The following is a 25,155-nucleotide window of genomic DNA, read 5'->3' as shown; positions in this document are numbered from 1 at the left end:
CCATAAGAACGATACAGCTATGAAAAAAATAGTATTGGCTTTAGCCCTCCTTCTCGCAACCGCATCCTGCGATTTCCTGGATGTGGTCCCCGAGGGCAGTCCTACGCAGGACGACATTTACAAGACCCAGGCCCAGGCCGAGAAGATGCTCTTCATGATCTACGGCAAGTGTCCCGACCTCTTCCACGCACAGGCCATGCCCGACCTGAACGGCGGCGACGACCTGATTTCGAGCTACTACGGCTCGGTGCGTTATTTCTCGTGGAAGAGCCTGGTGTACGCCACCTCGCAGGAGTCCCCGACCAACACCTACTTCAACCTGTGGGGAACGACCACGGGGCTTCCGACGGGCAACTACTCGTATAACATTTACGAGGGCCTGCGTTACGCCTATAACTTCCTCAACAACATCGAATCGGTTCCCGACATCACGGAAGCCAACCTGCGATACTGGTCGGGTGAGGCGCACTTCCTGATCGCCCGCCTGCACCACATCCTGCTGGAGTACTACGGCCCGGTCGTGCTGGTCCGCGAGGAGATCGACCTGAATTCTCCGTCGAGCAGCGTAAACGTGCCGCGCAGCACCTACGACGAATGCGTCGACTTCATCGAAAGCGAGTACTGGAAAGCCTCCCAGATGCTGCCCGACTACTGGGGTCCCATCCAGTACGGCCGCGCCATCAAAGCCACGGCACTGGCTTACCGCGCCCGGCTGCTGCTCTACGCCGCATCGCCGCTCGTTAACGGCAACACGGAGTTCTACTCGGACTTCGTCAACAAGGACGGCACGCACCTGATCAACCAGACCTACGACGCCGAGAAGTGGAAGCGTGCGATGGACGCCGCCAAAGACGCCATCGACTGCGTCGAAGCCTCGGAAGACACGGGAGCCTACACGATGGACAGCCGCAAACTCGGCCTGTCGGTATCGAAGACCTCCGGCGTAACCGACCCCTTCGAACTGGGACGCATCAACTACACGTATATCTTCACCGGCGACGGCAACTCGACGCAGTTCATGAACCAGAACGAATACCTGATGAGCCTCAACAAGTCGGGTTCGATCACCTACACGCAGCGGCAGTTCGGCTGCCACCTGGCCAACGACTACACGAAGGTTTCGGGCGCTTACCGCGGCTATTCGTGTCCGACGGTCGAGGCCGTCCAGATGTACTACACCAAAAACGGCCTTCCGTGGGAGGACGACCCCGAAACGAAAGACATCGACCCGCTGGCCTACAACGCAGAGGCGGGAACGGTCGAGATGCACCTCCACAAGGAGCCGCGTTTCTACGCGTCGGTGGGTTACGACCGCGGCACGTACCGGTTCAACGGCGGTAAAATGACCATCAAGGCGCGCAAGGGCGAGCCCCAGGGCTTCACCGGCAGCTACGACAACGAGTACCAGTCCTACAACGGCTACTTCTGCCAGAAATGGGTCAACGAGCAGTCGAAGATGTCGCTCAATTCGAGCGGCAACTACGCCGTCAGCACCTACATGAGCTACGTCTACCCCTACATGCGCGTCGCCGAACTTTACCTGAGCTACGCCGAGGCCGATTTCGAATACGACGGCACGCTGAGCGACTACGGCTACGACTGCCTGAACAAAATCCGCCAACGCTGCGGCCTGCCGACGTTCCAGGAGTCGTGGAGCAAGGCCGGCGGCATCCCGTCGGGCCAGAAACTGCGCGACATCATCCGCCGCGAGCGTTCGATCGAGTTCATGATGGAGGGACGCCGTTTCCACGACATCCGCCGCTGGAAGATCGCCGAGGAGTGCCTGCGTCCCATCCCGAAAGCCTGGAACATCGAGGGCGACACCGCCGAGAAATTCTACAAACTGGGCGACATGAAGGAGAACGACACGCGCATTTTCTCTTCGCCGAAGCACTATTGGCTGGCGATTCCCAACTCGCAGCTCAACATCAACGGCCAACTGGTCCAGAATCCGGGTTATTAATCATTCAAGGAAACGACTATGAAAAAAATATTTTTAGCGCTTGCGTTGTCGGCGGCCGCCTGCGTCGCCGGGTGCTCCGACAACGAAGAGGTCGGATACGACATCGACTCGAAACTGCTGCTGCCGAAAAGCGGGCTGCAACAGATCGACCTGACCGAAACCGCGACCCGGGTCGACTACAACGTCTGGGTCTACCGGAGCGGCTACAACGACGGCCGTTCGACGGCTACACTGACCGTCGATGCCAAGGCGCTGGCCGACTATAACGCGGCGAACGGCACGTCTTACGTGCTGATGCCCGAGGCCTACTACGACCTCCCGGCTGCGACCGTGCGGCTCGGCAACGACGACAACACCGTCAAAGTCAGCGTCAGTCTGGACGTGTCGGCGATCACGGCGGGCAGTCTCTACGTACTTCCGATCACGGTCGGCAGTCCCGACACGGCGATCAGCGAGTCCGGAGCTACAGTACTGCTCCACCCGGTTCGGCCCGAAGCCGAAGAGCCTGAAAATGCCGGCTGACAACCGGATCAAACAACTGAAAAATTAACCACATAACCTTCCTATTATGAAAAAAGGTTTTTTATCGGTCTTCCTGTTCACGGCCTTTGCACTGGCTCTCAGCACATCGTGTAAAGACGACGAGACGGCCGAATGGAAAGACTTCGATTTCTCGGTAACCTCCAACCTTACCACCGAAACCGGAACCGTTCCCTATGAAGGCGCCACGGTCGTGTTCACCGTGACGACCAACGGCAAATGGACCTACGCAATCGACCAGAGCAAGACGAACTGGTTCACCCGACCTACGGTCGACGGCATGACGCTGGCGATCGTGATTCCCGAAAACTCCGTGAGCAAGGAGCGCTCCGGCGCACTCCGGTTCATCTCGGTTTCGGACCCCACCCTGATCGAGGAGTTCACCATCACGCAGGATCCTTCGCCCGAAGCCCCCGAGCCCGAAGCCCCGAAAGCCGACCTGCTCGACGTTGTTTTCCATGCGGACGGCACAGCCGAAGACGTATCGCCGCTGAAGAACGAGGTGATCAGCTACCCCGGAGCGGCGCTGACCTACTATTACCACGACGTTTACAAGCGCATCGTCAGCAATTATACGCATACCCCCGGCCAGGGCTCCCGCACCAACTCCTATTACCGGGTTGATTACTACCAGAACGAGACCTTCAAAAACGGGCTCGACGACGGTCACTCGATGGAGGTGGTCCTGCGTTCGAACAAGAACGACGGCACGAAAGAGTACAAACCGTTCTCGGCCCATGAAGCCGGCGGCACGGGCTTCCTGATCTGCAAGGAGGGCCAGGGAGGCCATTCGGCCTGCATTACGTTCCTTCCCAACGTGAGCACCACCGGCAGCAGCAAATGGATCTGGGCGCAGAGCGACGTTTATCCCGAACCGGGCCGCTACTACCACGTCGTGGGCGTATGGGACAAAACCGAAGGAAAAGCGTACATCTACGTCGACGGCGAGCTGAAAGGCACGGCCGACGCAGTCGGCAACCTCAACCACGCCAAGGACGGAGCGCGCTGGTTCGCACTGGGCGGCGACTCGGCAGTCGGCTCGATGGGCAACGCGTGGAACGGCGAGGTGGTCCTGGCCCGCATATTCGACGATGCGCTGACCGACGAGCAGGTAGCCCTGCTCTACAAGGACGCAAAGTTCGAGAACCAGGCTCCCGTCGAATTCGCCGTTTCGAACCTCACCTATCTGGCCAGGTGCGAGATCGGCGCGGGTTACACCTACACGATCTACGGCAACGGCTTCGAAACCGGCGACAAGGTCAGGTTCACCTCGGCGACCGATGTGACCGCAGCCTTCACGGCCGACGCCGCGCTTACCGAGCCCTCGGGCGAGGCGACCCAGCAGTCGCTGGCCGCAACGCTCCCGGCGCTTCCCGACGGACAGGACCGGTACTTCATGACGCTCGTCCGCGGCAGCAGCCAGTATCCGCTCGGCATCGTCGAATTCACCGTCAACGACAATCCCCGCATCGCGACGCCCAAAATCATCGCACACCGCGGCCAGCACCAGGACGGCGTACAGGACGCCACCGAAAATTCGATCGCTGCGCTGGCCAACGCCCAGAAACTGGGCATCTACGGCGCCGAGTTCGACGTATGGATCACGACCGACGACGTACTGGTCATCAACCACAATGCGACCGTCGCGGGCAGCGACCTGAAGATCGAAGAGAGCGCCTATGCACAGATCAAGGACCTCACGCTGGCCAACGGCGAAGTGCTGCCGACGTTCGACGCCTATCTGGAGCAGGGCGCCAAGGACGCCGCGATGAAACTGATCTGCGAGATCAAGACCCACAGTTCGGCCTCGATCAACACCCGGGCCGTCAACGCCGTCGTAGCCGCCGTCAAGGCGAAATCGATGGAGGCCCGGGTCGATTACATCGCCTTCGACTACGAGGTCTGCAAACAACTCAAGGCGGCCATGCCCACAGCCAGCGTACAGTATCTCGGCGGCGACAAGGCCCCGGCCGAGGTTGCGGCAGACAAACTCACGGGCATCGACTACCAGTATTCGACCGTCCTTTCGAAAAAGCCCGAATGGGTGACCGAAGCCCACGCGAGCGGAATCGAAGTCAACGCCTGGACCGTCAATTCGACGGCCGACATGATCGCCTGCATCGGGCTGGGCGTCGACTACATCACCACCGACAACCCCGCCACGCTGCAAAAACTGCTGGCCAGGCCGTTCGTCACGGCCCCGAAATAGCCGTGAACGCTTTGCTGTAAATTCCAGGGTTCGCAGGCCGGACGATCGTCCGGCCTGCACCTTTTCGGGATTTCACATTTTTTTTCGTATGTTTATACCGGAATTCAACCTTATACCAAACCCTTTATGAAGAGACTTTTAGTATTGGCATGGGTCGGCGCTGCACTGCTGTCCGGCGGCATGCTCCGGGCGGAAAACATCCTGCTCTCGACCAAAAACTCCTCGCTGCTGCTGACCGCCGAGAAGGGCAAAGCGCCCCTGTTCCAGTATTTCGGGGCGCATGTCGCCTCGCCGGGCGACATCCTCGACAGCGGCGTGGCATTCGGCGATCCCGCCTACCCGCAGTTCGGCGCCCAGTGTTACCGCGAAGTCGCCGTCCAGGCGACGCACAACGACGGCAGCATGTCGCTCGAACTCGTCGTCGAATCGGTATCGCGCGACCGGAAAGACGGGGCCGAAACGACCGCCATAGCCATGAAGGACAAACACTATCCGTTCTTCGTAACGCTCTATTACAAGACCTACGACGACTGCGAGGTCATCGAGACCTGGACCCAGATCAGCCATGCGGAGAAGAAACCCGTGACGCTCTACCGCTTTGCATCGGCCTACATGCCCGTCCGCCGTGGCGACACATGGCTTTCGCATTTCCACGGTACGTGGGGCGCGGAATGCTACCTCTACGAGGAGCCCCTGACCGACGGCATGAAAGTGCTCAAGAACAAGAACGGCGTGCGCAATACGCAGACCGACAACCCGTCGTTCATGATTTCGCTCGACGGACAGCCCCGCGAACTGGCGGGCCGCGTCATCGGCGGCACGCTCGCATGGGGCGGCAACTACCGCATCGCCTTCGACAACGACAACACCCACACGACGCACGTCTTCGCCGGCATCAACGAAGAGCAGTCCCAGTATACGCTCCAGCCCAAAGAGCTCTTCACGACCCCGGTTTTCGCGTTCACCTTCAGCGACGAGGGCAAAAGCGGCGTGAGCCGAAACATCCACCGATGGGCGCGGCTCCACCGGCTGAACCACGGGACCGAGCTGCGCGACGTGCTGCTCAACTCGTGGGAGGGCGTCTATTTCAAGGTGAACCAGGAGGTGATGGACCGGATGATGGCCGACCTCTCGGACCTGGGCGGCGAACTGTTCGTGATGGACGACGGCTGGTTCGGCGACAAATACCCGCGCAACGACGGCTCGACGAGCCTGGGCGACTGGATGGTCTGCAAAGAGAAACTCCCGCAGGGTATCGAAGGCCTGACGGAGTCAGCTAAAAAACACGGCGTGAAATTCGGCATCTGGATCGAACCCGAGATGACCAACACCAAAAGCGAACTCTACGAGAAGCACCCCGACTGGGTGATTCAGCAGCCCTACCGGGAGAACCGCCTGGGCCGCGGCGGCACGCAGCAGGTGCTCGACCTCTCGAATCCCGAGGTGCAGGAGTTCGTCTTCGGCGTGGTCGACAACCTGATGACCGCCCATCCTGAAATCGCCTACATCAAGTGGGACGACAACATGACCCTCTACAATTACGGTTCGACATACCTCCCGGCCGACCGGCAGTCGCACCTCTACATCGACTACCACCGCGGCATGGACAAGGTGCTGCGCCGCATCCAGGAGAAATATCCCCGCCTGGTGATGCAGTCGTGCGCCAGCGGCGGCGGGCGCGTCAATTACGGCGTACTGCCCTATTACGACGAGTTCTGGACCAGCGACAACACCGACGCCCTGCAACGCATCTACATGCAGTGGGGCGTGTCGAACTTCTATCCCGCCGCGGCGATGGCGTCGCACGTGAGCGCCTCGCCCAACCACCAGACAGGCCGCAGCGTGCCGCTCAAGCTGCGCTTCGACGTGGCCATGTCGGGACGCCTGGGGCTGGAACTGCAACCCGCAAAGATGAGCGACAAAGAGAAGGAGTTCGCCCGCAAGGCGATCGCCGCCTACAAGGACATCCGCCCCGTCGTACAGCAGGGCGACCTCTACCGGCTGATCTCGCCCTACGACAAGACGGGCTACGCTTCGCTGATGTACGTCACGCCCGGCAAGGAACGCGCCGTCTGGTTCGTCTATAAGCTGGAGCACTACCTCAACATGCCGTCCCCGGCTTTCCGGATGGCGGGCCTCGACCCCGGCAAGCGCTACACGATCACCGAGTTGAACATCGAAGGCAAGCCGATCCCACAGCACGGCAAAACTTTCAGCGGCGCCTTCCTGATGGAGAACGGACTCGAATTTTCGGTAGGCAAGGAGTACGCGAGCCGCGTACTCGAAATCAAAGCGGCGGAGTAATCCGGCCGCAGTAACACGATTCTAATCCCCGGGGCAAATGTCCCGGGGATTATTTTAATGCAAAAATCCGCCCGGGAATCCCCCGGACGGACCGTTCGCAGAGGTTCCGCCTCAGAACCGCCAGCCGACGTTGAGCTGGAACACGCCGTTCTTCGTGGAAGTGCTCTTCTCGATGTCGACGAATCCGAAGTTGTAGTTGGCCGAGAACATCAGTCCCCATCCGAACTGATAACCCACGCCGAGGCCCAGACCGAAATCGGCCGTCTTGACCAGGCTCTTTATGCTCTCGCCGCCGCTCTTGGCGCGTACGTTGAAGCCCACCTGCGGACCGGCGAAAACATTCAGCCCGCCCAGCACATAGTACTTCGCATAAACGGGAATGTTGATGTAGTCGAGATGGACCTTCTCGGTGTCGATCTTCGTTCCCTGCATCGAGAAGAGGACGCCCGGTTCGATGCCGAACTTCTCGGAAAGGAGGATTTCCAGCGCGACGCCGGCATTCAGCCCGGCGATCGATTTGCCGTCGACATGCGACAGGCTCGAAAGGTTCAGACCCACTTTGGGGATGATGTGGATGCCCTGTGCGTGGGATTCGACGGCCACGAGCGCAAAGGCAGCCAGCAGGAGCGTAGCGATTTTTTTCATAATTCAGTGCATTTAGAATTAAACGGTTTGACAGGAAACGAAGGCATACAATTTCGTGCCATTTCCGCCTGTTTTTCCCATGCGCCGTTTTTTTATCCCCCGCCCGGCCGGAACGGCAAATAAAATAACCGTCCCGATTCCGTTTTTTCGGGACTTTTACTTAACTTTGCGGGTTACTAGGACAAATCGTAAATCGTACAAAATAATTTTCCCTATGTACAGAACCCATACCTGCGGCTGTTTAAGGGCCTGCAATGTCAACGAGACCGTCACCCTGGCCGGCTGGGTGCAGAAAGTGAGAAACCTCGGCGCCATGACCTTCATCGACCTGAGGGACCGCTACGGCATCACCCAGATCGTCGTCGAGGAGCACTCCCCGGCCGAGGCGCGCGAAACGGCTTCGAAAGTGGGCCGCGAGTGGGTCATCCAGGTCGTCGGCAAAGTAGTCGAGCGCCAGTCGAAGAACCCGAAGATGGACACCGGCGACATCGAGGTCACGGCCGAAAAGATCGCCGTACTGCACGACGCCGAAGTGCCGCCCTTCACCATCGAGGAGGTCTCGGACGGCGGCGACGACCTCAGGATGAAATACCGCTACCTCGACCTGCGGCGCCCGCCCCTGCAGCGTAACATGATCCTGCGTCACAAGATGGCCCAGGAGATTCGCCGGTTCCTCTCCGACGAGGGATTCCTCGAAATCGAAACCCCCTGCCTGGTCGGTTCGACGCCCGAAGGCGCCCGCGACTTCGTCGTCCCCAGCCGCATGTCGCCCAACCAGTTCTACGCCCTGCCGCAGTCGCCGCAGACGCTCAAACAGTTGCTGATGGTCGCCGGCTACGACAAATATTTCCAGATCGTGCGCTGCTTCCGCGACGAGGACCTGCGCGCCGACCGCCAGCCCGAATTCACGCAGATCGACTGCGAGATGTCGTTCGTCGAGCAGGAGGACGTGCTGGAGATTTTCGAACGCTGGGCCAAGCACATGTTCAAGCATGTGATGGGGATCGACCTGACCGAACCGCTGCGCCGCATGCCGTGGATCGAGGCGATGGAGAAATACGGTTCGGACAAACCCGACCTCAGGTTCGGCATGGAGTTTTCAGACATTACCGATCTTGCCAAAGGACACGGCTTCAGCGTCTTCGACGATGCCGAATACATCACCGGATTCGCCGCCCCGGGCTGCGCCGCGTACACCCGCAAGCAGATCGACGCGCTGACGGAGTTCGTCAAGCGCCAGCAGATCGGCGCGAAAGGACTGATCTGGATACGTGTCGGGGAGGACGACGTGAAGTCGTCCGTCGACAAATTCTACGCACCCGAAGAGGTCGCCGCCATGGCTTCGCGCTGCGGCGCCAAGACCGGCGACATGGTCTTCATCCTCTGCGGCAAGAAGTTCAAGACGCTGACACAGTTGTGCGCCCTGCGCCTCGAAGTGGCCCAGCAGTTGGGCCTGCGCGATCCGCAGAAGTTCGCACCGCTGTGGGTCGTGGACTTCCCGCTGTTCGAGTGGGACGATGAGACGCAGCGTTACTACGCCGTACACCACCCCTTCACCTCGCCCAAACTCGAGGACGTGCAATACCTCGACAGCGACCCGGGCCGCGTGCGCGCCAACGCCTACGACTTCGTCTGCAACGGTACGGAGATCGGCGGCGGCTCGATCCGTATCCACGATTCGGCTCTGCAGGCCAAGATGTTCGGCCTGCTGGGCTTCACGCCCGAAGAAGCCCAGGTGCGTTTCGGCTTCCTGATGAACGCCTTCAAATACGGCGCGCCCCCTCACGGCGGCCTGGCGTTCGGTTTCGACCGCCTGTGCTCGCTGTTCGGCGGTTCGGAATCGATCCGCGACTATATCGCCTTCCCGAAGAACAACGCGGGCCGCGACGTGATGCTCGACGCCCCGGGCTACATCGACCAGGCGCAGTTGGACGAACTGTATCTGGAACTGCGGAAGCCGGAGGAATAACCCGGAAAACCGACAGCATACGGCAGGCGGACCTCTCGTCCGCCTGTTGTTGTTTTATTCGATTCCCAAAAACTGGCGGCGGACACTCAAACCGGCTCTTGCATTTTGATCCGCGTCTTTACGGCGGATTCTTCATAGCCTCTGGGCAACAAATTCAGGTTGAACCGCTTGAACAGGTTGAAGAACGACGAGAGGTCGCAGTTGACTTCGACAGCGACCAGCGAACCATCGTCTCCGGCCTGCATGTCGCGGCACAGAAGTGCGAAGATCATCTCTTCGTAACGTGCATAAAATTCGAATCCTACGACCGTATAACGTTCGAAGTCGGGAACATTCCGGGGAATCAATGTATTCAAACACTCCTTGTCGAGGTAATCGCTGATATCGGCCGCAACCGTGCCGATAAAATCATCATACCAGGTTTTCGCTTTCATGAAAATCATTCGTATTTGACGCAAGACACCCTTTGCAGCCCACATGTATACAGAAAGCGTGGTGCCGAAGACTTATTTCAGAATCGTAGGTCGTAGGATACCTTTGGCACAAAATAAGCAACAGCTCCCACGCCTATATCCAAATTATGGATACGACGCGGCAAGATGTCCGCCATTCCCATGCCAGAGTGAATTTCCTACGTTCACGATTCGGGAACAGACTTACACTTTCCGTGTTTGTCAGTATGTTTGACAAATATAGGAATAATTCTTGGAAATTCGTATCTTTGAACCATAAAACGAACCTGCCATGTCCGCACCCTTAGCCGAACGACTCCGTCCCCGCACGATAGACGAATATATCGGGCAGGAGCACCTTGTGGGTAAAAACGGGGTGTTCCGCAAGTTTTTCGAGACGGGCAACGTCCCGTCGTTCATCCTCTGGGGACCTCCGGGCGTGGGTAAAACCACGCTGGCCAAGATCGTCGCCACGCAGCTCGAACGCCCGTTCTTCACCCTCTCGGCCGTCACGTCGGGCGTGAAGGACGTACGCGAAGTGATCGAGTCGGCGCGCAAACAGCGTTTTTTCGACCAGAAAGCGCCGCTGCTGTTCATCGACGAAATCCATCGCTTCAACAAATCGCAGCAGGATTCGCTGCTGGGGGCCGTCGAACAGGGCGTCTTCACGCTGATCGGCGCAACGACCGAGAACCCCTCGTTCGAGGTGATCTCGCCGTTGTTGAGCCGCTGCCAGGTCTACATCCTCAAATCGCTCGAGGACAAAGACCTGCAGGTGCTGCTCGACCGCGCCCTGACGACCGACATCGAACTGAAGGAGCGCGACATCGAGGTCAAGGAGACCGGCGCGCTGTTCCGCTTCTCGGGCGGCGATGCGCGCAAGCTGCTCAACATCCTCGACATCGTCGTCGGAGCCACCGACGGCAAGGTGACGATCAGCGACCAATACGTCACCGACTGCCTCCAGCAAAACATCGCCCTCTACGACAAGAACGGCGAACAGCACTACGACGTTATCTCGGCCTTCATCAAATCAGTCCGCGGCAGCGACCCCAACGCCGCGATCTACTACCTGGCGCGGATGCTCGCCGGGGGCGAGGAACCGCGTTTCCTGGCCCGGCGGCTGGTGATCCTGGCCTCGGAGGACATCGGGCTGGCCAACCCCAACGCCCTGCTGCTGGCCAACGCCTGCTTCGACACGGTGCACAAGATCGGCATGCCCGAAGCGCGCATTACACTGGCCGAGACGACGATCTACCTCGCCACCAGCCCCAAGAGCAACTCGGCCTATATGGCCATCAACAAAGCCATGTCGCTCGTCGAGCACGACACGACGAACCGCCCCGTGCCGCTGCATCTCAGGAACGCCCCGACCCGCCTGATGGACAAGGCGGGTTATGGCAAAGGCTATAAATACGCCCACGACTACGCCGGCCATTTCGCCGAGATGGAGTTCCTGCCCGAAAGCCTTTCGGGTACGAAATTCTACGAACCCGACACGCAGAACGCCACCGAGGCCAAGATCGCCGAACGCATGGCTCTGTTGTGGAAAGATAAATATAAGTAAAGTGAAACGCATCGGCATCATATCCGACACCCACGGAACCTTCGACGCGACGCTCCGCGAATTTCTCAAGGACGTTGACGAGATCTGGCATGCCGGCGACATCGGCTCGATCGAACTTGCCGACCAGATCGCCGCTTTCAAGCCGCTGCGTGCCGTGAGCGGCAACATCGACGGCGGCATGACCCGCCGCGTCTACCCTGCGTTCCTCTGCTTCGAATGCGAACAGGTCCGGGTGCTGATTACCCACATCGGCGGCTATCCCCGCCACTACGATCCGCGCGCCGTGCAGAAAATACAGTCCCTGCACCCGAAACTCTTCATCGCCGGACACTCCCACATCCTCAAGGTCGTCTACGATCCCGTCTACGACCTGCTCCACGTCAATCCCGGAGCCGCCGGAGAGTTCGGATTCCATAAAGTCCGCACGGCCGTTCGCCTCACGATCGACGGCAGCGAAATGCGCGACATGGAAGTCGGCGAATGGCCCCGCAAATAAGCGGCGGCCGGAGCTAAAAGCGACTGCTTCGAAGAGCCTTTTCCGTCACAAAATCACCCGAAATAAAAATTTATACCCCAAAAAGCCGGGAACACATTCCCGGCGGATTTTCGTGATCGTCAACGAAATAATGGCGACATTCCGACTGGACGCACCACAAAAAAGAGTACGCTATACAATTCCGCCCCAAAAAGCTCCAATATCGCCCGCAACACACTGATCGCCAACCGGTAAACCCGAACGCTTGGGACGCCCTCGAAATCGCCTCCGGGACGGAATGCCCTCAGCGCCAACTGCCACAGTTCATACACTAAACAAAAACGCTCATATAATAATCACATATGGGCCTACGTTATTAGAGTGAATTCATAACGACGACGCAACATGCAATTAAAAATTTCGAAAACGCTGGAGGGCATCATCGCCCGATCGGCATTTAACACTACGAAGGCGGGAATGACGCATTCGCTCAAGGACTTCCTCACGCTGGAACTGCTGCGTGAAGAGGGTTCGCTCGCCTACCAGCTTTTGTCCGCCCGACTCAAGGACTGGGAACTTTACCAGGTACGCCTGCGCATCGAGCGCGAGGTGATTACCGCCAAACAACAGGAAACCCAGTCGCCGGAGGAATACTACCGCGACTTCACCGAAGAACTGCTCTCAATGCCGGGCGTCGCCCGGAGTGTATCGACGGCCCATGCGCTGCTGGCCATCATCAGCGACCGCACGACGGCTACCGCGCGCGTATTGGAGATGTACGGCGTAACACCCGACACCGTGTCCGGGGACCTGGAGAAATTCACCGTGGGCGACGATTTCCGCACCGAGGTGCAGGTCCACATGCTCGATTTCGGCGAGGAAAACAAGGCCGAGGAGAAAAGCGCGGCCCACTTGCTCGACAAGTTCGGCGTGAACCTCACGCGCCTGGCCCGCGAAGGAAAGATCGACCCGGTCGTAGGCCGTGAACAGGAGATCGAGCGCGTGGTACAGATCCTTTCGCGCCGCAAGAAGAACAATCCGATCCTGATCGGCGAGGCCGGCGTTGGCAAGAGCGCCATCGTCGAGGGGCTGGCGCTGCGCATCGCGCGCGGCGAAGTTCCCTACACCATTGCCGACAAAACGCTCTTCTCGCTCGACGTTTCGTCGCTCGTGGCGGGCACGAAGTTCCGCGGCGAGTTCGAGGAACGCATGCAGCAACTGCTCGACGAACTGCGCAAGGCCAAGGATACGATCATTTTCATCGACGAAATACATACCATCGTGGGCGCAGGCTCCACGCAGGGCAGCCTCGACACGGCCAATATTCTCAAACCGGCCCTCGCACGCGGCGAGCTGCAGACCATCGGCGCCACGACGCTCGACGAATACCGCGAGAACATCGAGACCGATTCGGCCCTCGAACGCCGTTTCCAAAAGGTGCTGATCGAACCGACGACGCCCGAGCAGACGCTCCAGATCCTGCACAACATCGCTCCCCACTACGAGCGCCACCACAAGGTGCGCTACACCGAGGAGGCGTTGCAGGCCTGCGTGACGCTCACCGGACGCTACATCACCGACCGCTATTTCCCCGACAAGGCCATCGACGTACTCGACGAGGCCGGCTCGCGGGCACACCTGCAGTCGGCCCGGGAACCGGAAGAGCTCCGCGCCATGAAAACAGCACTCTGCGACGCCAAACGCGAACGCCGCGAAGCGGTCGAAGCGCTGGTCTACGAAAAAGCCGCGTCGGCGCGCATGCGCGAAATCGCGCTGCGTTCGAAACTGGGTGAAACCCGTGCCGAATGGAAACGTTCGCTCGAAAACAACCCTGTGGAGATCACCGCAGGACACATCCAGGAGGTGATCACCGCCATGACGGGCATCCCCGCCGAGCGCGTCTCGGGCGGCGAGATCAGCCGCCTGCAAACCCTGCGCGAGCACCTCGCGAAGCGCGTCGTGGGACAGCAGGAGGCCGTGGAGAAGATTTCACGCACCATCCGCCGTTCGCGCGCCGGGCTCAAGGACGAGAACCGCCCCATCGGCGTATTCCTCTTCGTGGGTCCCACGGGCGTAGGCAAGACGCTGCTGGCTAAAGAGGTGTCGAAATGGCTGTTCGACGAACACCGCGGACTGATTCGCATCGACATGAGCGAATACGGCGAGAAACACAACGTGGCGCGCCTGATCGGCTCGCCCCCGGGATATGTCGGTTACGGCGAAGGCGGCCAGTTAACGGAGGCCGTACGTCGTCAGCCCTACGCCGTGGTGCTCTTCGACGAGATCGAGAAGGCCCACCCCGAGGTCTTCAACGCCATGCTGCAGATCTTCGACGAAGGACACCTCACCGACGGTTCGGGCCGCAAGGTCGACTTCCGGAACACGATCATCATCATGACCTCGAACGTAGGTTCGCGCGCCGTGGTCCAGAAATCGGTACAGGTGGGTTACAGCACCACTTCGAAGAGCGCCGTGGCCGATGTGACGCCCCAGAGCGAGTACCGCAAGGCGCTGGAGCACACCTTCGCCCCGGAGTTCCTCAACCGTATCGACGACATCGTGCTCTTCCGCACGCTGGAAATCGGCGACGTGGAACGGATCGTCGACCTGGAACTGCAAGGGTTGATGGCCCGCACAGGCAAACTGGGCTACAAGGTGAAGATCACCGACGGGGCCAAACGCCGGCTGGCGGCCATGGGCTACGAATCACGCTATGGCGTCCGATCGCTCAAGCGGACTCTGATGGACAACGTCGAAGAACCGCTTTCAGCACTGATCATCGACGGGAAACTCCACGAAGGCGATACCATTGTCGTGGAATCCGACAAAGCCCGCGGCGTGAAACTGCGTGTGGCGTAACAACGCCCAAACACCAAAAAGCCGGGGAAATTTCTCCGGCTTTTTTTATTTTCCTGATTTATCGTTAAATTTGTCCTGAATTTTTCATAAGCGTAACTGAACCGACATGCGTCCGATTATCTCGAAGACCCTTTCCGGGGTCGCATTCCTGACAATCTGCGCCGCTTTGACGGCGCATTCCGCATCCCCGGCAGCCGACAGTCTGCTGACAACACTGCCCGGCGCGCGCACCGCCGCCGAACGGGAACAGATATACATCCAACTGGCCGACCTGCACGCCGACAGCGTCATGCTCGCCACCGGCTATTGGGAAAAGGCGCTCGCCGAAGCCGACAAGGCCGGTGACGCTTACGGCTGCATGGATGCGCTCGATATGCTGGTATCCACACTCTCCGACAAGGATCCGCAGCAGGCCCTGGCCTGCGTCGAACTCGCCGACAGCCTCCTTCCCGAACGCCGCTATGCCCTGTTCCGCGCATCGCTCCGGGTTTTCCGGCTCTGGAAACAGATGATCGTCTCCGATTCGTCCGAAGCGGTCGACAGCGCGCTGGAGAAACTCAAACAGAAGGAACCGGGAGGTCTCACCCCCGAAGAACTGATCGAATGGGAGTTCCTGACGGGACTCTCCGTCGACTACTCGTCGATCGCCGCCGAAGCCTACGGCAATATCGGGCAGGCGATCCCCTATGTGGAGCGCGCCCTGCAAAAACTCGAAAAGTACCCGCTGGAAGAGCGGCTTCATTTCGAAAAACTCTGCCGCGAGGAACTCTGCGACCTCTACATGTACACCGAAGACAAACGGGCAGCGGGCGAAATCGAAAAGTGCATCGACCTGCACCGCCGGTGGATGGCGATGGAAAACCGCTTCGGAAGGCCCCACCGCGACACGACCAAATACCTGATGCGCGCCTACGGCAAGATGGTTTTCCTGCGCGACCTGATCACCCGCGAGCAGGCGACCGATTATTTCAACAAATGCATGCGGCTGGCCCGGGAACGGAACGACCGGGAAGAGATTTACACGACCAGCGCCCGTTATTACCAGTATATGGGCGACGACCTGCGGGCGATAGCCTATATCGATTCGGCCCTGATGTTCTACCGGCAAACCGGCAAAAAGGTCGACCTGGCGGCGATTTATGCCGTGCAGTCGCGCCTGTACGAAAAAGCGGGAGATTACAAAAATGCACTCCGGACCGTTCGGGAAGCCAACGAACTGCGCTATAACAACCGGATGGCGGAGGCGCAGCAACGCCTGGCCGAAATGCAGGCGCTGTTCGAAGTCAACCGGCTCGAACTCGAAAAGGCACAGCTGGACGACCGCATCAAGTTCTTCATGCTTATCGCCGGCGGTGTCATCCTGCTGCTGCTCGCTATCTGGAGTATCTTCCAGCACGTCATGGTGCGGCGGCTGAAACTGACGCGCACACAACTGCTGGCGGCCAACGGGGAGGCGCAGCGGCAAAGCTGCCGCGCCCAGGAGAGCGAAAAGATGAAGACCGCCTTCATCAACTCGATGTGCCACGAAATCCGCACGCCCCTGAACGCCATCAACGGCTTCTCGGGGCTGCTGCTGACCGAAGAGGACCCCGAAATCCGGCACGAGTTCCAATCGGAAATCCAGAAAAGCACCACGGCGCTGACCACCCTGCTGGAAAACATGCTCGAACTCTCGGGCCTGATCAGCAGCGAGGAACCCCTACCGCGGACCGAAACCGATGTCTGCCTGCTCTGCGCCGAGCGGCTCGAAGCGCAGCGGCAGCTGTCCGGCAACCCGGCTGTCGAATACGTCTACGAAGCGGGGGGGGGTGACGGCCTTGTTTCCACCAACGCCTTCTACCTGATGCGTGTCGTCGACAACCTGCTGCAAAATGCGGCCAAATTCACCGCCACGGGGCGTATCACACTCTCCTGCCGCAACGACGAAGTCCGGCGCACCCTGCAAATCAGCGTCAGCGACACGGGTATCGGCATCGAACCCGAAAAACGGGAGTGGGTGTTCGAACGCTTCACGAAAGTCGACCCCTTCAAACCCGGCTCGGGCATCGGGCTTTACCTCTGCCGCCTGATCGTCACCCGCCTCGGGGGAGACATCCGCGTCTGCCCCGAATACCGCGGAGGCTGCTGCATACGCATCGAACTGCCCTACTGATCCATTCCGGATATAAACACATTCCAACCCCTCCCGGTGTTTTTTTCAGCCCCGGGAGGGGCCTATGAATTGTAATCCTGCCGGAAATGGCTATCTTTGCACCCTAATATCCGAATCCGATGTACAAATTCGCAACATACAAGGACCAATATAAAGCCAACCTGAAACTGGCGCTTCCCGTGGTGCTGACGCAGTTGGGGCAGATCCTGACGCAGGTCGCCGACAACCTGATGGTGGGCCGCTACGGCGGCGACGACCCGGGACCGCTGGCTGCGGTGTCGTTCGGCGGCGCCGTCTTTTTCATCCTCTTTATCGCCGCCATCGGCATCGCGCTCGGCATGACGCCCCTCGTGGGCGAACTCTATGCCCAGGGCGACCGCGAGAAATCGTCGGGACTGTTGCAGAACGGCATTCTCTTCTACGGGCTGCTGGGTATCGCGATGGCCGTCGTGCAATACGCCGCCATCCCGCTGCTGTACCATCTCGGCCAACCCGCCGAAGTGGTCGACATGGCCATTCCTTATTACAAGATGCTGGTTTACAGCATGCCCTTCATCATGCTGTTCTTCACCTTCAAACAATTCCTCGAAGGCGTGGGCAACACAAAAGTCGAGATGGTCGTCACGATCGTCGCCAACCTGGCGAACATCGGTTTCAACTGGGTATTCATCTACGGCCGCTACGGATTCCCCGAAATGGGCGCCGAGGGCGCCGGCCTGGGCACGCTGATGTCGCGCATCATCGCCCCGATGCTGATGATCGGTTACTTTTACAGCCGCGACAAATACCGCGTCTACCTCGACGGATTCTCACCCCGCAAATATTCGTGGGCCGCGGTCAAACAACTGCTCCACATGGGCCTTCCGATCTCGCTGCAAATGTTCCTCGAAGCCTCGGCGTTCGTCGGCACGGGGATCATGATGGGCTGGTTCAACAAGGAGACGATGGGCGCCAACCAGATCGCCACCACCATCGGCAACTGCGCCTTCATGATCGTCATGTCGATCGGTGCGGCCACCACGATCCGCGTATCGCACTGTTACGGAGCCCGCAACATCGGCGAACTGTCGCTGGCGGCCAAGGCGTCGTACCACCTCGTGCTGGCGTGGAACGCTTTCGCTGCCATCGTCTTCATCTCGATGCGCCACATTATCCCGACCTTCTTTACCTCCAATGCCGAAGTGATCGCCATCGCCTCGCAACTGATGATCTTCGCCGCGCTGTACCAGCTTTCGGACGGCATCCAGAACGTCTCGGTGGGCATCCTGCGCGGCATCCAGGACGTAAAGATCATCATGCCGATCGCCTTCGTGTCCTACTGGCTGCTCAACCTGCCGGTGGGCTACCTGTTCGGTTTCACGATGGGCATGGGCCCCTCGGGCCTCTTCCTGGGCTTCTCGTTCGGACTGTCTGCCGCCGCCGTGATGATGATTCTGCGTATCCGCCGCAGCATCCGGAAACTCTACGTGACGAAATAAATTTTTTTTCGTATCTTTACGCAAATTATACCCATAATGGATACCGAAAAACAACATACAGGCGCCTGCAAACCCGAAGTGGGCCGCGGATGCGCCTTCTGCAACTGCGGCGCGGAACCCGAAGCCAAGCTCTGCGACGGATGCTTCAAGCTCCACGAAACGGCATGGCTCGACGAATACCCGGTCAACATACCGAGCGACATCGTCGAAGTGCGCTTCAAGAATACCCGCCGTTCGTTCTACCAGAACGTCAACAACCTGCCGCTCAAACGGGGCGATATCGTAGCCGTCGAGGCTTCGCCGGGTCACGACATCGGTGTGATCTCGTTGACGGGCGACCTCGTGGCGCGCCAGATGCGCCGCACGGGTTTCAACCCCTTCAACGGCGAATACAAAAAGATTTACCGCAAGGCCAAGCCCTACGACATCGAAAAATGGCAGGAAGCCATCGCCATGGAGCACGAGACGATGATCCTCTCGCGCCAGATTGCCGCCGACATGGGACTCAACATGAAGATCGGCGACGTGGAGTACCAGGGCGACAAGATCAAAGCCATCTTCTACTACATCGCCGACGAACGCGTCGACTTCCGCGAACTGATCAAGGTCTTCGCCGAACGGTTCCACATCCGCATCGAGATGAAGCAGATCGGCGCCCGCCAGGAAGCGGGACGCATCGGCGGACTGGGCGCCTGCGGCCGTGAACTGTGCTGCGCGTCGTGGATGTCGAGTTTTTCGAGCGTCACGACCGGAGCCGCCCGTGTGCAGGACATCTCGCTCAACCCCCAGAAACTCGCCGGGCAGTGTTCGAAACTCAAATGCTGCATGATGTACGAATACGACACCTACGTCGACGCCCGCAAGGAGTTCCCGCGCCTGCGCGAACCGCTGCAGGCCGCCGAAGGCGAATGGTTCCTCGTCAAGAGCGACGTGCTGGCCGGTACGATGACCTTCTCTTCGTCGAAGGATGCGATGGCCAACGTCACCACGCTGCCTGTTTCCCGCGTACGGGAGATCATCTCGCTGAACCGCCAGGGCAAAAAGGTCGAGCAGTTGCAGCATGCCGACGACATCCGCCCGGTGGTCGAAGAGCCGACTTACCGTTCGGAGGAGGACAGCATCACACGCTTCGACCAGGCCAAACGCCGCAAACGCGGCGGCCGCAACAACAAAGGCCGCGGCGAGCAGGGCCGCCCTGCAGGCCAGAACGGACAGGCGCAGGCCGCCCCGCAGGAGGGGAACGGAGAAGCCCGCCAGCCGCGTGAAGGCCAGTCCGGCCGTTCCGATCAGCGTCCGCGCCGCAACGACCGTCCGCGCAATGGCGGCAACGGCGGGGAACGTCCGAACAACGGGAGCGGGAACAACGACCGGCCGCGCAGCGAGCATAACAACCGCGGCGAAAACAACGGCAATCGCGACCCCCGCGAAAACAACGGCGGCAACGATAATCGCGAGCCCCGCGAAAACAACGGAGCTAACCGCGAAGGCGGAAACCGCAACCGCAACAACCGCAACCGCCGCCGCGGCAACGGAGGCAACGGAGGCAACGGAGGCGGCAACCAGGGCGGCCAGGGCAACGACGGCGGAGCGCCCCAAAACCAATAACGCATTGAGACACTCGGCAGGGCATATCGCTGCGGCCGCAGTCGCCGCGCTCCTGGCCGGAGGCTGCATTTCGCCCAACCAGTCGGCGGCGACCGATGTCGACCCCGTCCGGTGGGATTCCCGGGCCGAAATCCGCCTGCCGAATGCCGATACCGTAACGTTGCGCGATGCGACGATTTTCCTGCGCTGCAACGACCGTTTCACGGAAGACACGCTGACGGTCCGCATCACCACCATAACACCCGACTCGCTCCGTTTCGGCGAATGGTTCCTGTTGGTAGTTCCGCGCCCGGAAGGCCCTGCAGCCCTTGTGCGCGAAGCCGCCATCCCCTACCGCCGCCGCATCGGCCTCACCCAGGCCGGCGATTACCGCTTCGTCGTCATGCCCATCCGCCCCGTCCGCGGGATCGAGGCCATTGGCATCGACCTGGAAAAGAGCCGGTAATTCACAGGCTCTCCGAAATGCCGGTTTTACCGCAAAGAGGCAGCCCCACCCCGGGAGAGGGATTCGGAGAAGGGCCGGATTTGCAAACGCGGCAGTACGCCGCGCAAACGACGCCGTCGGCGCCATTTGCAGCCGACTTGTATATTATATCCTATTTTATTAACTGCCATGGGCAAAGACAAACTCCGCAGGTTCCGTGAGAACCTGACTTTCGAATGTTTCGTACAACCCGAATTCGACGAGGTGTTCCACAGCGACCACCCGCTCAAAGGGAACTGGAACCGTGATTTTTTCCGCAACGACAACCCCATCGTCCTGGAGTTGGGTTGCGGCAAGGGCGAATACACCGTAGCGCTGGCCCAGCGGGACCCGCTGCGCAACTACATCGGCATCGACATAAAGGGTGCGCGCATGTGGCGCGGTGCAAAGACTGCCACAGACAACAAGATGCATAACGTGGGCTTCCTGCGCACGCGCGTCGAGTTCATCAACGGGCTGTTCGCCGAAAACGAGGTGTCCGAAATCTGGATCACCTTCCCCGATCCGCAACTCAAGACCCGGCGCGCCAAGAAACGCCTCACCTCGCCGCTCTACCTCGACTATTACGCCCGCATCCTCCGTCCCGAGGGGTGGATCAACCTCAAAACCGACTCCAAACATCTCTACGCCTACACCAACGAGGTTATCCGCCACTACGGCCTGCCCTGCGAAGTCTCCCAGCCCGACATCTATGGTTCGGGCTATGCCGACGAAGTGCTTTCGGTCAAGACGGCCTACGAAAAACGCTTCCTCGAAATGGGACTTCCGATCACCTATACGCGCTTTGGGCTCGGCGGGAGACACGATTTTCCGTGGTTCGACTGGGACGGGGACGACGAGACCGAAAAGGACAACGAGGCCGAAAGGCAGCTTCGATAACCCGCCCACTCCGGCATGCAGATCGGGACCGAACGGCTGGAAATCAGGATCCTGACTCCGGAACACCTCGCCCTGTGGCTGGACGACCTGCCCCGGCTGGAACAGGAGTTCACATGCCGTTACCGGGCCGAACCGCTCGCGGGCGATTTCCGGACGACCGTCGAAATCGGCTACGGACTGGGCCGCGACTTCGAACACAACGGCACATGGCCGAGGCCGTCGAAGCCCTCTGCACCTGGACCTTGCAGCAGGAAGGCGTCCGGCACATCACGGCAGAAACGGATGCCGACGGATTCGCCTCGCAGCGGCTCCTGCTAAAATGCGGATTCCGGGAGCACAGCCGCGCCGAAACCTGCCGGTGGATCCGGTAAGCGGCTTCCCGATCCTACGACGCCTCTCCACGGCCATCATCGCCCGTCACCGCATCATTCCAACCGTTCTGTTCCGTATCTCTCCCACGATTCATTCTGTCTGCCGCTATACCCCTCCCCTCCCGTACTTCCCGGCTTTTTATCCCATATAAACATAGGTATCAATTATTTTCGCCCCATCTACTAAAATTTTAGATTGAAAATTTGTTTTACTAAAAATTTAGTAGTAAACTTGTATCGTAAACCTGAAAACAAGCGCAACTATGAATACCGACATCACGGAACTGACACGCGGCGAAGAGGAAATCATGCAGATTCTCTGGCGACTGGGCGACGCAGTGGTCAACGACATCATCGCCCAGACCGACGAACCCCATCCCAAATATACCACCGTCGCCACGTTCCTCAAGATTCTCGAAAACAAAGGCTTCGTCAGCCACACGTCCGAAGGCAAGAGCCATCGCTATTACCCGCTCATCGGCCGCGAAGCCTATGCCCGCGGTGTGATGTCGTCGATGCTTTCGACCTATTTCGACGGCTCGCTGGCCCAACTGGTATCGTTCTTCTCGCGCCACGAAAACATCCCTGCCCGGGAGATGGACGAAATTCTCGAAATCATGCGTAACGCCAAAAAATAACACGCCATGAAAGCCCTCGCCATCTACGCCCTCGAAGTGCTCGCCTGCAGCGGCGTGCTGCTGGGCGCCTACGCCATCCTGCTCGACCGGCGCGTACGGTTCCGCTGGTGCAGGGCCTACCTGCTCGCATCGACCCTCGTCGCGGCCCTCATTCCGTTGCTGCGCATCCCCGTCTGGCCGGGCAAGGTAATCGAGGTTGCCCCCACGGTCGCCCTCCCCGCAGAGGAGTGGACCGCCGAAGTGATCGAAGAGGCCGCCCCCGTCGTTACGCCCGAAATCCTGTGCCTCGCAGGCTATCTCGTGGGCGTCAGTCTGATCGCAGGCGTCATGCTGTGGCAGGTCGTGCGCATCCGCAGGCTCCGCCGGGGTGCAGCCATCACCCGCACCGACCGCTTCACGCTCGTACGGACTCCGCAGCGAATCGCATCGTTCTCGTTCTTCCGCTCGATTTATATCTGGGACCAAACCCCGGCCGCCGAGTTGCAGGCCATCGTAGCCCACGAAGCGAGCCACATCGCCCACCGCCACTCGGCCGAACGCGTCGCCATGGAGTGCATGAAGGCTGCCCTGTGGTGGAACCCCTTCGTGTGGCTCACCGCACGGCGGCTCACCGAAGCCGAGGAGTTCGAGGCCGACAGCGACGTGCTGGCCAGCGGATACGACATCGAACACTACATGAAAACCATATTCAGGCAGCTTTTCGGTTATAGTCCGGAAATAGCCAACGGGCTGCGGGATTCCTTAACCAAAAAACGCTTTAAAATGATGACAACTAAAACTCCCGGCAGGCACTCCCTGCTGCGACTGGCGGGCACGCTTCCCGCCGTGATAGGTCTCCTGTGCGCCTTCTCCTTCACCACGCGCGCCGCCGAAATCCGGATTGCGGAGACCGAAAAGACCCCGGCCGACAACGTTGCGACCGCCTCCGACGAGACGAAAAAGGAGGTTTCCGTTACGGTTATCAAAGACGGCAAACCGCTCTCCGGCGCCATCGTGCTGATCACGGGTACAAATGCCGGGACCGTTACCGACACCAACGGCACAGCCCGGATTTCAGCAGCTCCCGGCAGCGAACTGGCTATTTCCTACGTCGGCTGCAAAACGGAAAAAATCCGTGTATCCGACACTCCCGGCGGGGAGGCCCATGCCCTCACGCTGACCTCGACCGACAACCAGCTCGACGCGATCAGCATAACCCCCGGCGCCAAAAAGGCCGATAAAAAAGCTGCTGCCGGGAAAGCCGTGCTGAAAATCACGCTGGCGAATACAACGGAACCGGCCGTCGGCGCTACCGTAGTGATCGCCGGGACAAAGACGGGTGTCGTTGCCGACGCCAAGGGAGAGGCCTCGATCGAAGCGCCCGAAGGGGCCGTGCTGGAGGTGGGCTATCCCGACTACCTGTCCGCCTCGGTCGTGGTCGGCAAGCAGAGCGATTACGTGGTCCGGCTCGTCCCCGAAAATTCCAAAACAGGGAAGCACCCCGCCAGCGGGGACAACGCTACACCGAAACCGCTCTTTGTCGTCGACGGCGTCGAACAGGCGAGCATCGACAACCTGGACCCCCGGAGCATCGAGAGCGTCTCAGTCCTCAAAAACCAGTCCGCCACCGCATTATACGGCCCGCGGGGTAAAAACGGCGTAGTAGTAGTCACCACGAAAGGCGCAGCCAAGCCGGTGACCGAAGAAGCCGCTTTCGATGAAAAGACAGGGGCGATCAAAAAAACCGCCGTCAATTACGACGAAGTCGAACCGTTCATCATCGCCGAGAAGATGCCTTCGTTCCAGGGCGGCGACCTCAACACCTTCCGTACGTGGGTACAGGAACGCATCCAGTACCCTGCCGAAGCCGCAAAGCAGAATATCCAGGGCCGTGTCGTCGTGTCGTTCGAAATCAAAGCCGACGGTTCGCTGGCCGATCTGAAGGTGTTGCAGTCACCCGACAAACTGCTCTCCGACGAGGCCTGCCGCGTCATCGAATCTTCCCCCAAATGGACGCCCGGCGAACAGCGCGGCCAGAAAGTAACCGTGAAATATACGCTGCCGGTCGATTTCCGTACCGCCGCGGCGAAACAGGCAACCGCACAAACCGCTCCTGCCGGCGACGAGCCGTTCCTCATAACCGAAGTCATGCCCTCGTTCCAGGGCGGCGATCTCAGCGCCTTCCGCCAATGGGTGCAGATGCACGTAAGATACCCCGCAGAAGCCATGAAACAAAACATCCAGGGACGTGTCGTCACATCGTTCATCGTCGAGAAAGACGGTTCGGTAAGCAATATCAACGTATTGCAGTCGCCCGGCAAACTGCTCTCCGACGAGGCCAGTCGCGTGATCGGAAATGTACCGGCGGACGCCTGGGCTCCGGGCAGGCAGCGCGGGCAGGCCGTCCGGGTGAAACTCACCGTACCCGTGGATTTCCGCCTGCAAGGCAGCGGCAAAGCCCCCGGGCAGGCTGAAAAAGTCAGCGGCAGCGTGGATGAAATTGTCGTCGTAGGCTACAGCACTCCCAAAAAATAACCCTTTCCCGCCCCATCAAAGACAGGCGGCGTCCCTCTCAGGAGCGGATGC

The 25,155-nt window shown here is 59.7% G+C and carries 18 protein-coding genes; 16 read left to right on the top strand and 2 right to left on the bottom strand.

Going from position 1 to position 25,155, the window contains the following annotated elements:
* The first annotated feature begins 19 nt into the window (after positions 1-19).
* The 4 genes from KG007_RS10345 (at position 20) to KG007_RS10330 (ending at position 7,016) form a co-directional block, all read left to right on the top strand.
* The gene (locus tag KG007_RS10345; protein WP_213348661.1) at positions 20-1,963 is read left to right on the top strand and encodes a RagB/SusD family nutrient uptake outer membrane protein; all 1,944 of its coding nucleotides are present in this window, start codon (positions 20-22) and stop codon (positions 1,961-1,963) included.
* Positions 1,964-1,981: 18 nt separating this feature from the next.
* Complete coding sequence (locus tag KG007_RS10340; RefSeq protein WP_213348659.1) at positions 1,982-2,485, top strand: DUF1735 domain-containing protein; 504 nt, start codon at positions 1,982-1,984, stop codon at positions 2,483-2,485.
* Between the two features lie 46 nt (positions 2,486-2,531).
* Positions 2,532-4,712: a glycerophosphodiester phosphodiesterase family protein gene (locus KG007_RS10335; RefSeq protein ID WP_213348657.1), complete on the top strand. Its 2,181-nt coding sequence runs from the start codon at positions 2,532-2,534 to the stop codon at positions 4,710-4,712.
* Positions 4,713-4,838: 126 nt separating this feature from the next.
* Positions 4,839-7,016, top strand: coding sequence for an alpha-galactosidase (locus tag KG007_RS10330; RefSeq protein ID WP_213348655.1), 2,178 nt, complete (start codon positions 4,839-4,841; stop codon positions 7,014-7,016).
* 111 nt (positions 7,017-7,127) lie between these two features.
* Here the strand turns inward: KG007_RS10330 and KG007_RS10325 are convergent, their stop codons facing one another.
* Positions 7,128-7,661, bottom strand: coding sequence for a porin family protein (locus tag KG007_RS10325; protein ID WP_213348653.1), 534 nt, complete (start codon positions 7,659-7,661; stop codon positions 7,128-7,130).
* 214 nt (positions 7,662-7,875) lie between these two features.
* Between KG007_RS10325 and aspS the strand changes: the two genes are divergently transcribed.
* The gene (gene aspS, locus KG007_RS10320; RefSeq protein WP_213348651.1) at positions 7,876-9,630 is read left to right on the top strand and encodes an aspartate--tRNA ligase; all 1,755 of its coding nucleotides are present in this window, start codon (positions 7,876-7,878) and stop codon (positions 9,628-9,630) included.
* Between the two features lie 86 nt (positions 9,631-9,716).
* On the opposite strand, the gene KG007_RS10315 is transcribed toward aspS, so the two are convergent.
* Positions 9,717-10,064 carry a hypothetical protein gene (locus tag KG007_RS10315; RefSeq protein ID WP_213348650.1) on the bottom strand — a complete coding sequence of 116 codons (348 nt, stop codon included), beginning with the start codon at positions 10,062-10,064 and terminating at the stop codon, positions 9,717-9,719.
* Positions 10,065-10,374: 310 nt separating this feature from the next.
* Between KG007_RS10315 and KG007_RS10310 the strand changes: the two genes are divergently transcribed.
* The 11 genes from KG007_RS10310 to KG007_RS10260 all read left to right on the top strand — a co-directional run bounded on the left by KG007_RS10310 (position 10,375) and on the right by KG007_RS10260 (position 25,104).
* The gene (locus KG007_RS10310) at positions 10,375-11,649 is read left to right on the top strand and encodes a replication-associated recombination protein A (RefSeq protein WP_213348648.1); all 1,275 of its coding nucleotides are present in this window, start codon (positions 10,375-10,377) and stop codon (positions 11,647-11,649) included.
* A 1-nt stretch (position 11,650) separates the two neighbouring features.
* Entirely contained in the window at positions 11,651-12,145 is a 495-nt protein-coding gene (locus tag KG007_RS10305) for a metallophosphoesterase family protein (protein WP_195461233.1), read from the top strand.
* 384 nt (positions 12,146-12,529) lie between these two features.
* Entirely contained in the window at positions 12,530-14,983 is a 2,454-nt protein-coding gene (locus tag KG007_RS10300; protein ID WP_195461232.1) for an ATP-dependent Clp protease ATP-binding subunit, read from the top strand.
* Positions 14,984-15,089: 106 nt separating this feature from the next.
* A complete protein-coding gene (locus tag KG007_RS10295; RefSeq protein ID WP_213348646.1) occupies positions 15,090-17,135 on the top strand; it encodes a sensor histidine kinase in 2,046 nt (681 codons plus the stop codon).
* A gap of 119 nt (positions 17,136-17,254) precedes the next feature.
* A complete protein-coding gene (locus tag KG007_RS10290; protein ID WP_213348644.1) occupies positions 17,255-18,613 on the top strand; it encodes an MATE family efflux transporter in 1,359 nt (452 codons plus the stop codon).
* A gap of 36 nt (positions 18,614-18,649) precedes the next feature.
* On the top strand, positions 18,650-20,218 hold the full coding sequence (gene ricT / locus KG007_RS10285) for a regulatory iron-sulfur-containing complex subunit RicT (protein WP_213348642.1): 1,569 nt from the start codon (positions 18,650-18,652) through the stop codon (positions 20,216-20,218).
* A gap of 4 nt (positions 20,219-20,222) precedes the next feature.
* Positions 20,223-20,663 carry a hypothetical protein gene (locus KG007_RS10280; RefSeq protein WP_213348640.1) on the top strand — a complete coding sequence of 147 codons (441 nt, stop codon included), beginning with the start codon at positions 20,223-20,225 and terminating at the stop codon, positions 20,661-20,663.
* Between the two features lie 168 nt (positions 20,664-20,831).
* Complete coding sequence (gene trmB, locus KG007_RS10275) at positions 20,832-21,581, top strand: tRNA (guanosine(46)-N7)-methyltransferase TrmB (protein ID WP_213348638.1); 750 nt, start codon at positions 20,832-20,834, stop codon at positions 21,579-21,581.
* 113 nt (positions 21,582-21,694) lie between these two features.
* Positions 21,695-21,952, top strand: coding sequence for a GNAT family N-acetyltransferase (locus tag KG007_RS13965; protein WP_394369669.1), 258 nt, complete (start codon positions 21,695-21,697; stop codon positions 21,950-21,952).
* A gap of 263 nt (positions 21,953-22,215) precedes the next feature.
* Positions 22,216-22,590 carry a BlaI/MecI/CopY family transcriptional regulator gene (locus KG007_RS10265; protein ID WP_195461226.1) on the top strand — a complete coding sequence of 125 codons (375 nt, stop codon included), beginning with the start codon at positions 22,216-22,218 and terminating at the stop codon, positions 22,588-22,590.
* Positions 22,591-22,596: 6 nt separating this feature from the next.
* Positions 22,597-25,104, top strand: a complete 2,508-nt coding sequence (locus KG007_RS10260; RefSeq protein WP_213348634.1) for a M56 family metallopeptidase — start codon at positions 22,597-22,599, stop codon at positions 25,102-25,104.
* Positions 25,105-25,155 lie beyond the last annotated feature (51 nt).

It is taken from the genome of Alistipes montrealensis, from assembly GCF_018362775.1.
Taxonomy (GTDB): domain Bacteria; phylum Bacteroidota; class Bacteroidia; order Bacteroidales; family Rikenellaceae; genus Alistipes; species Alistipes montrealensis.
The sequence above is the reverse complement of the archived record's forward strand: the minus strand, read 5'-3'. Positions and strand labels throughout refer to the sequence as shown.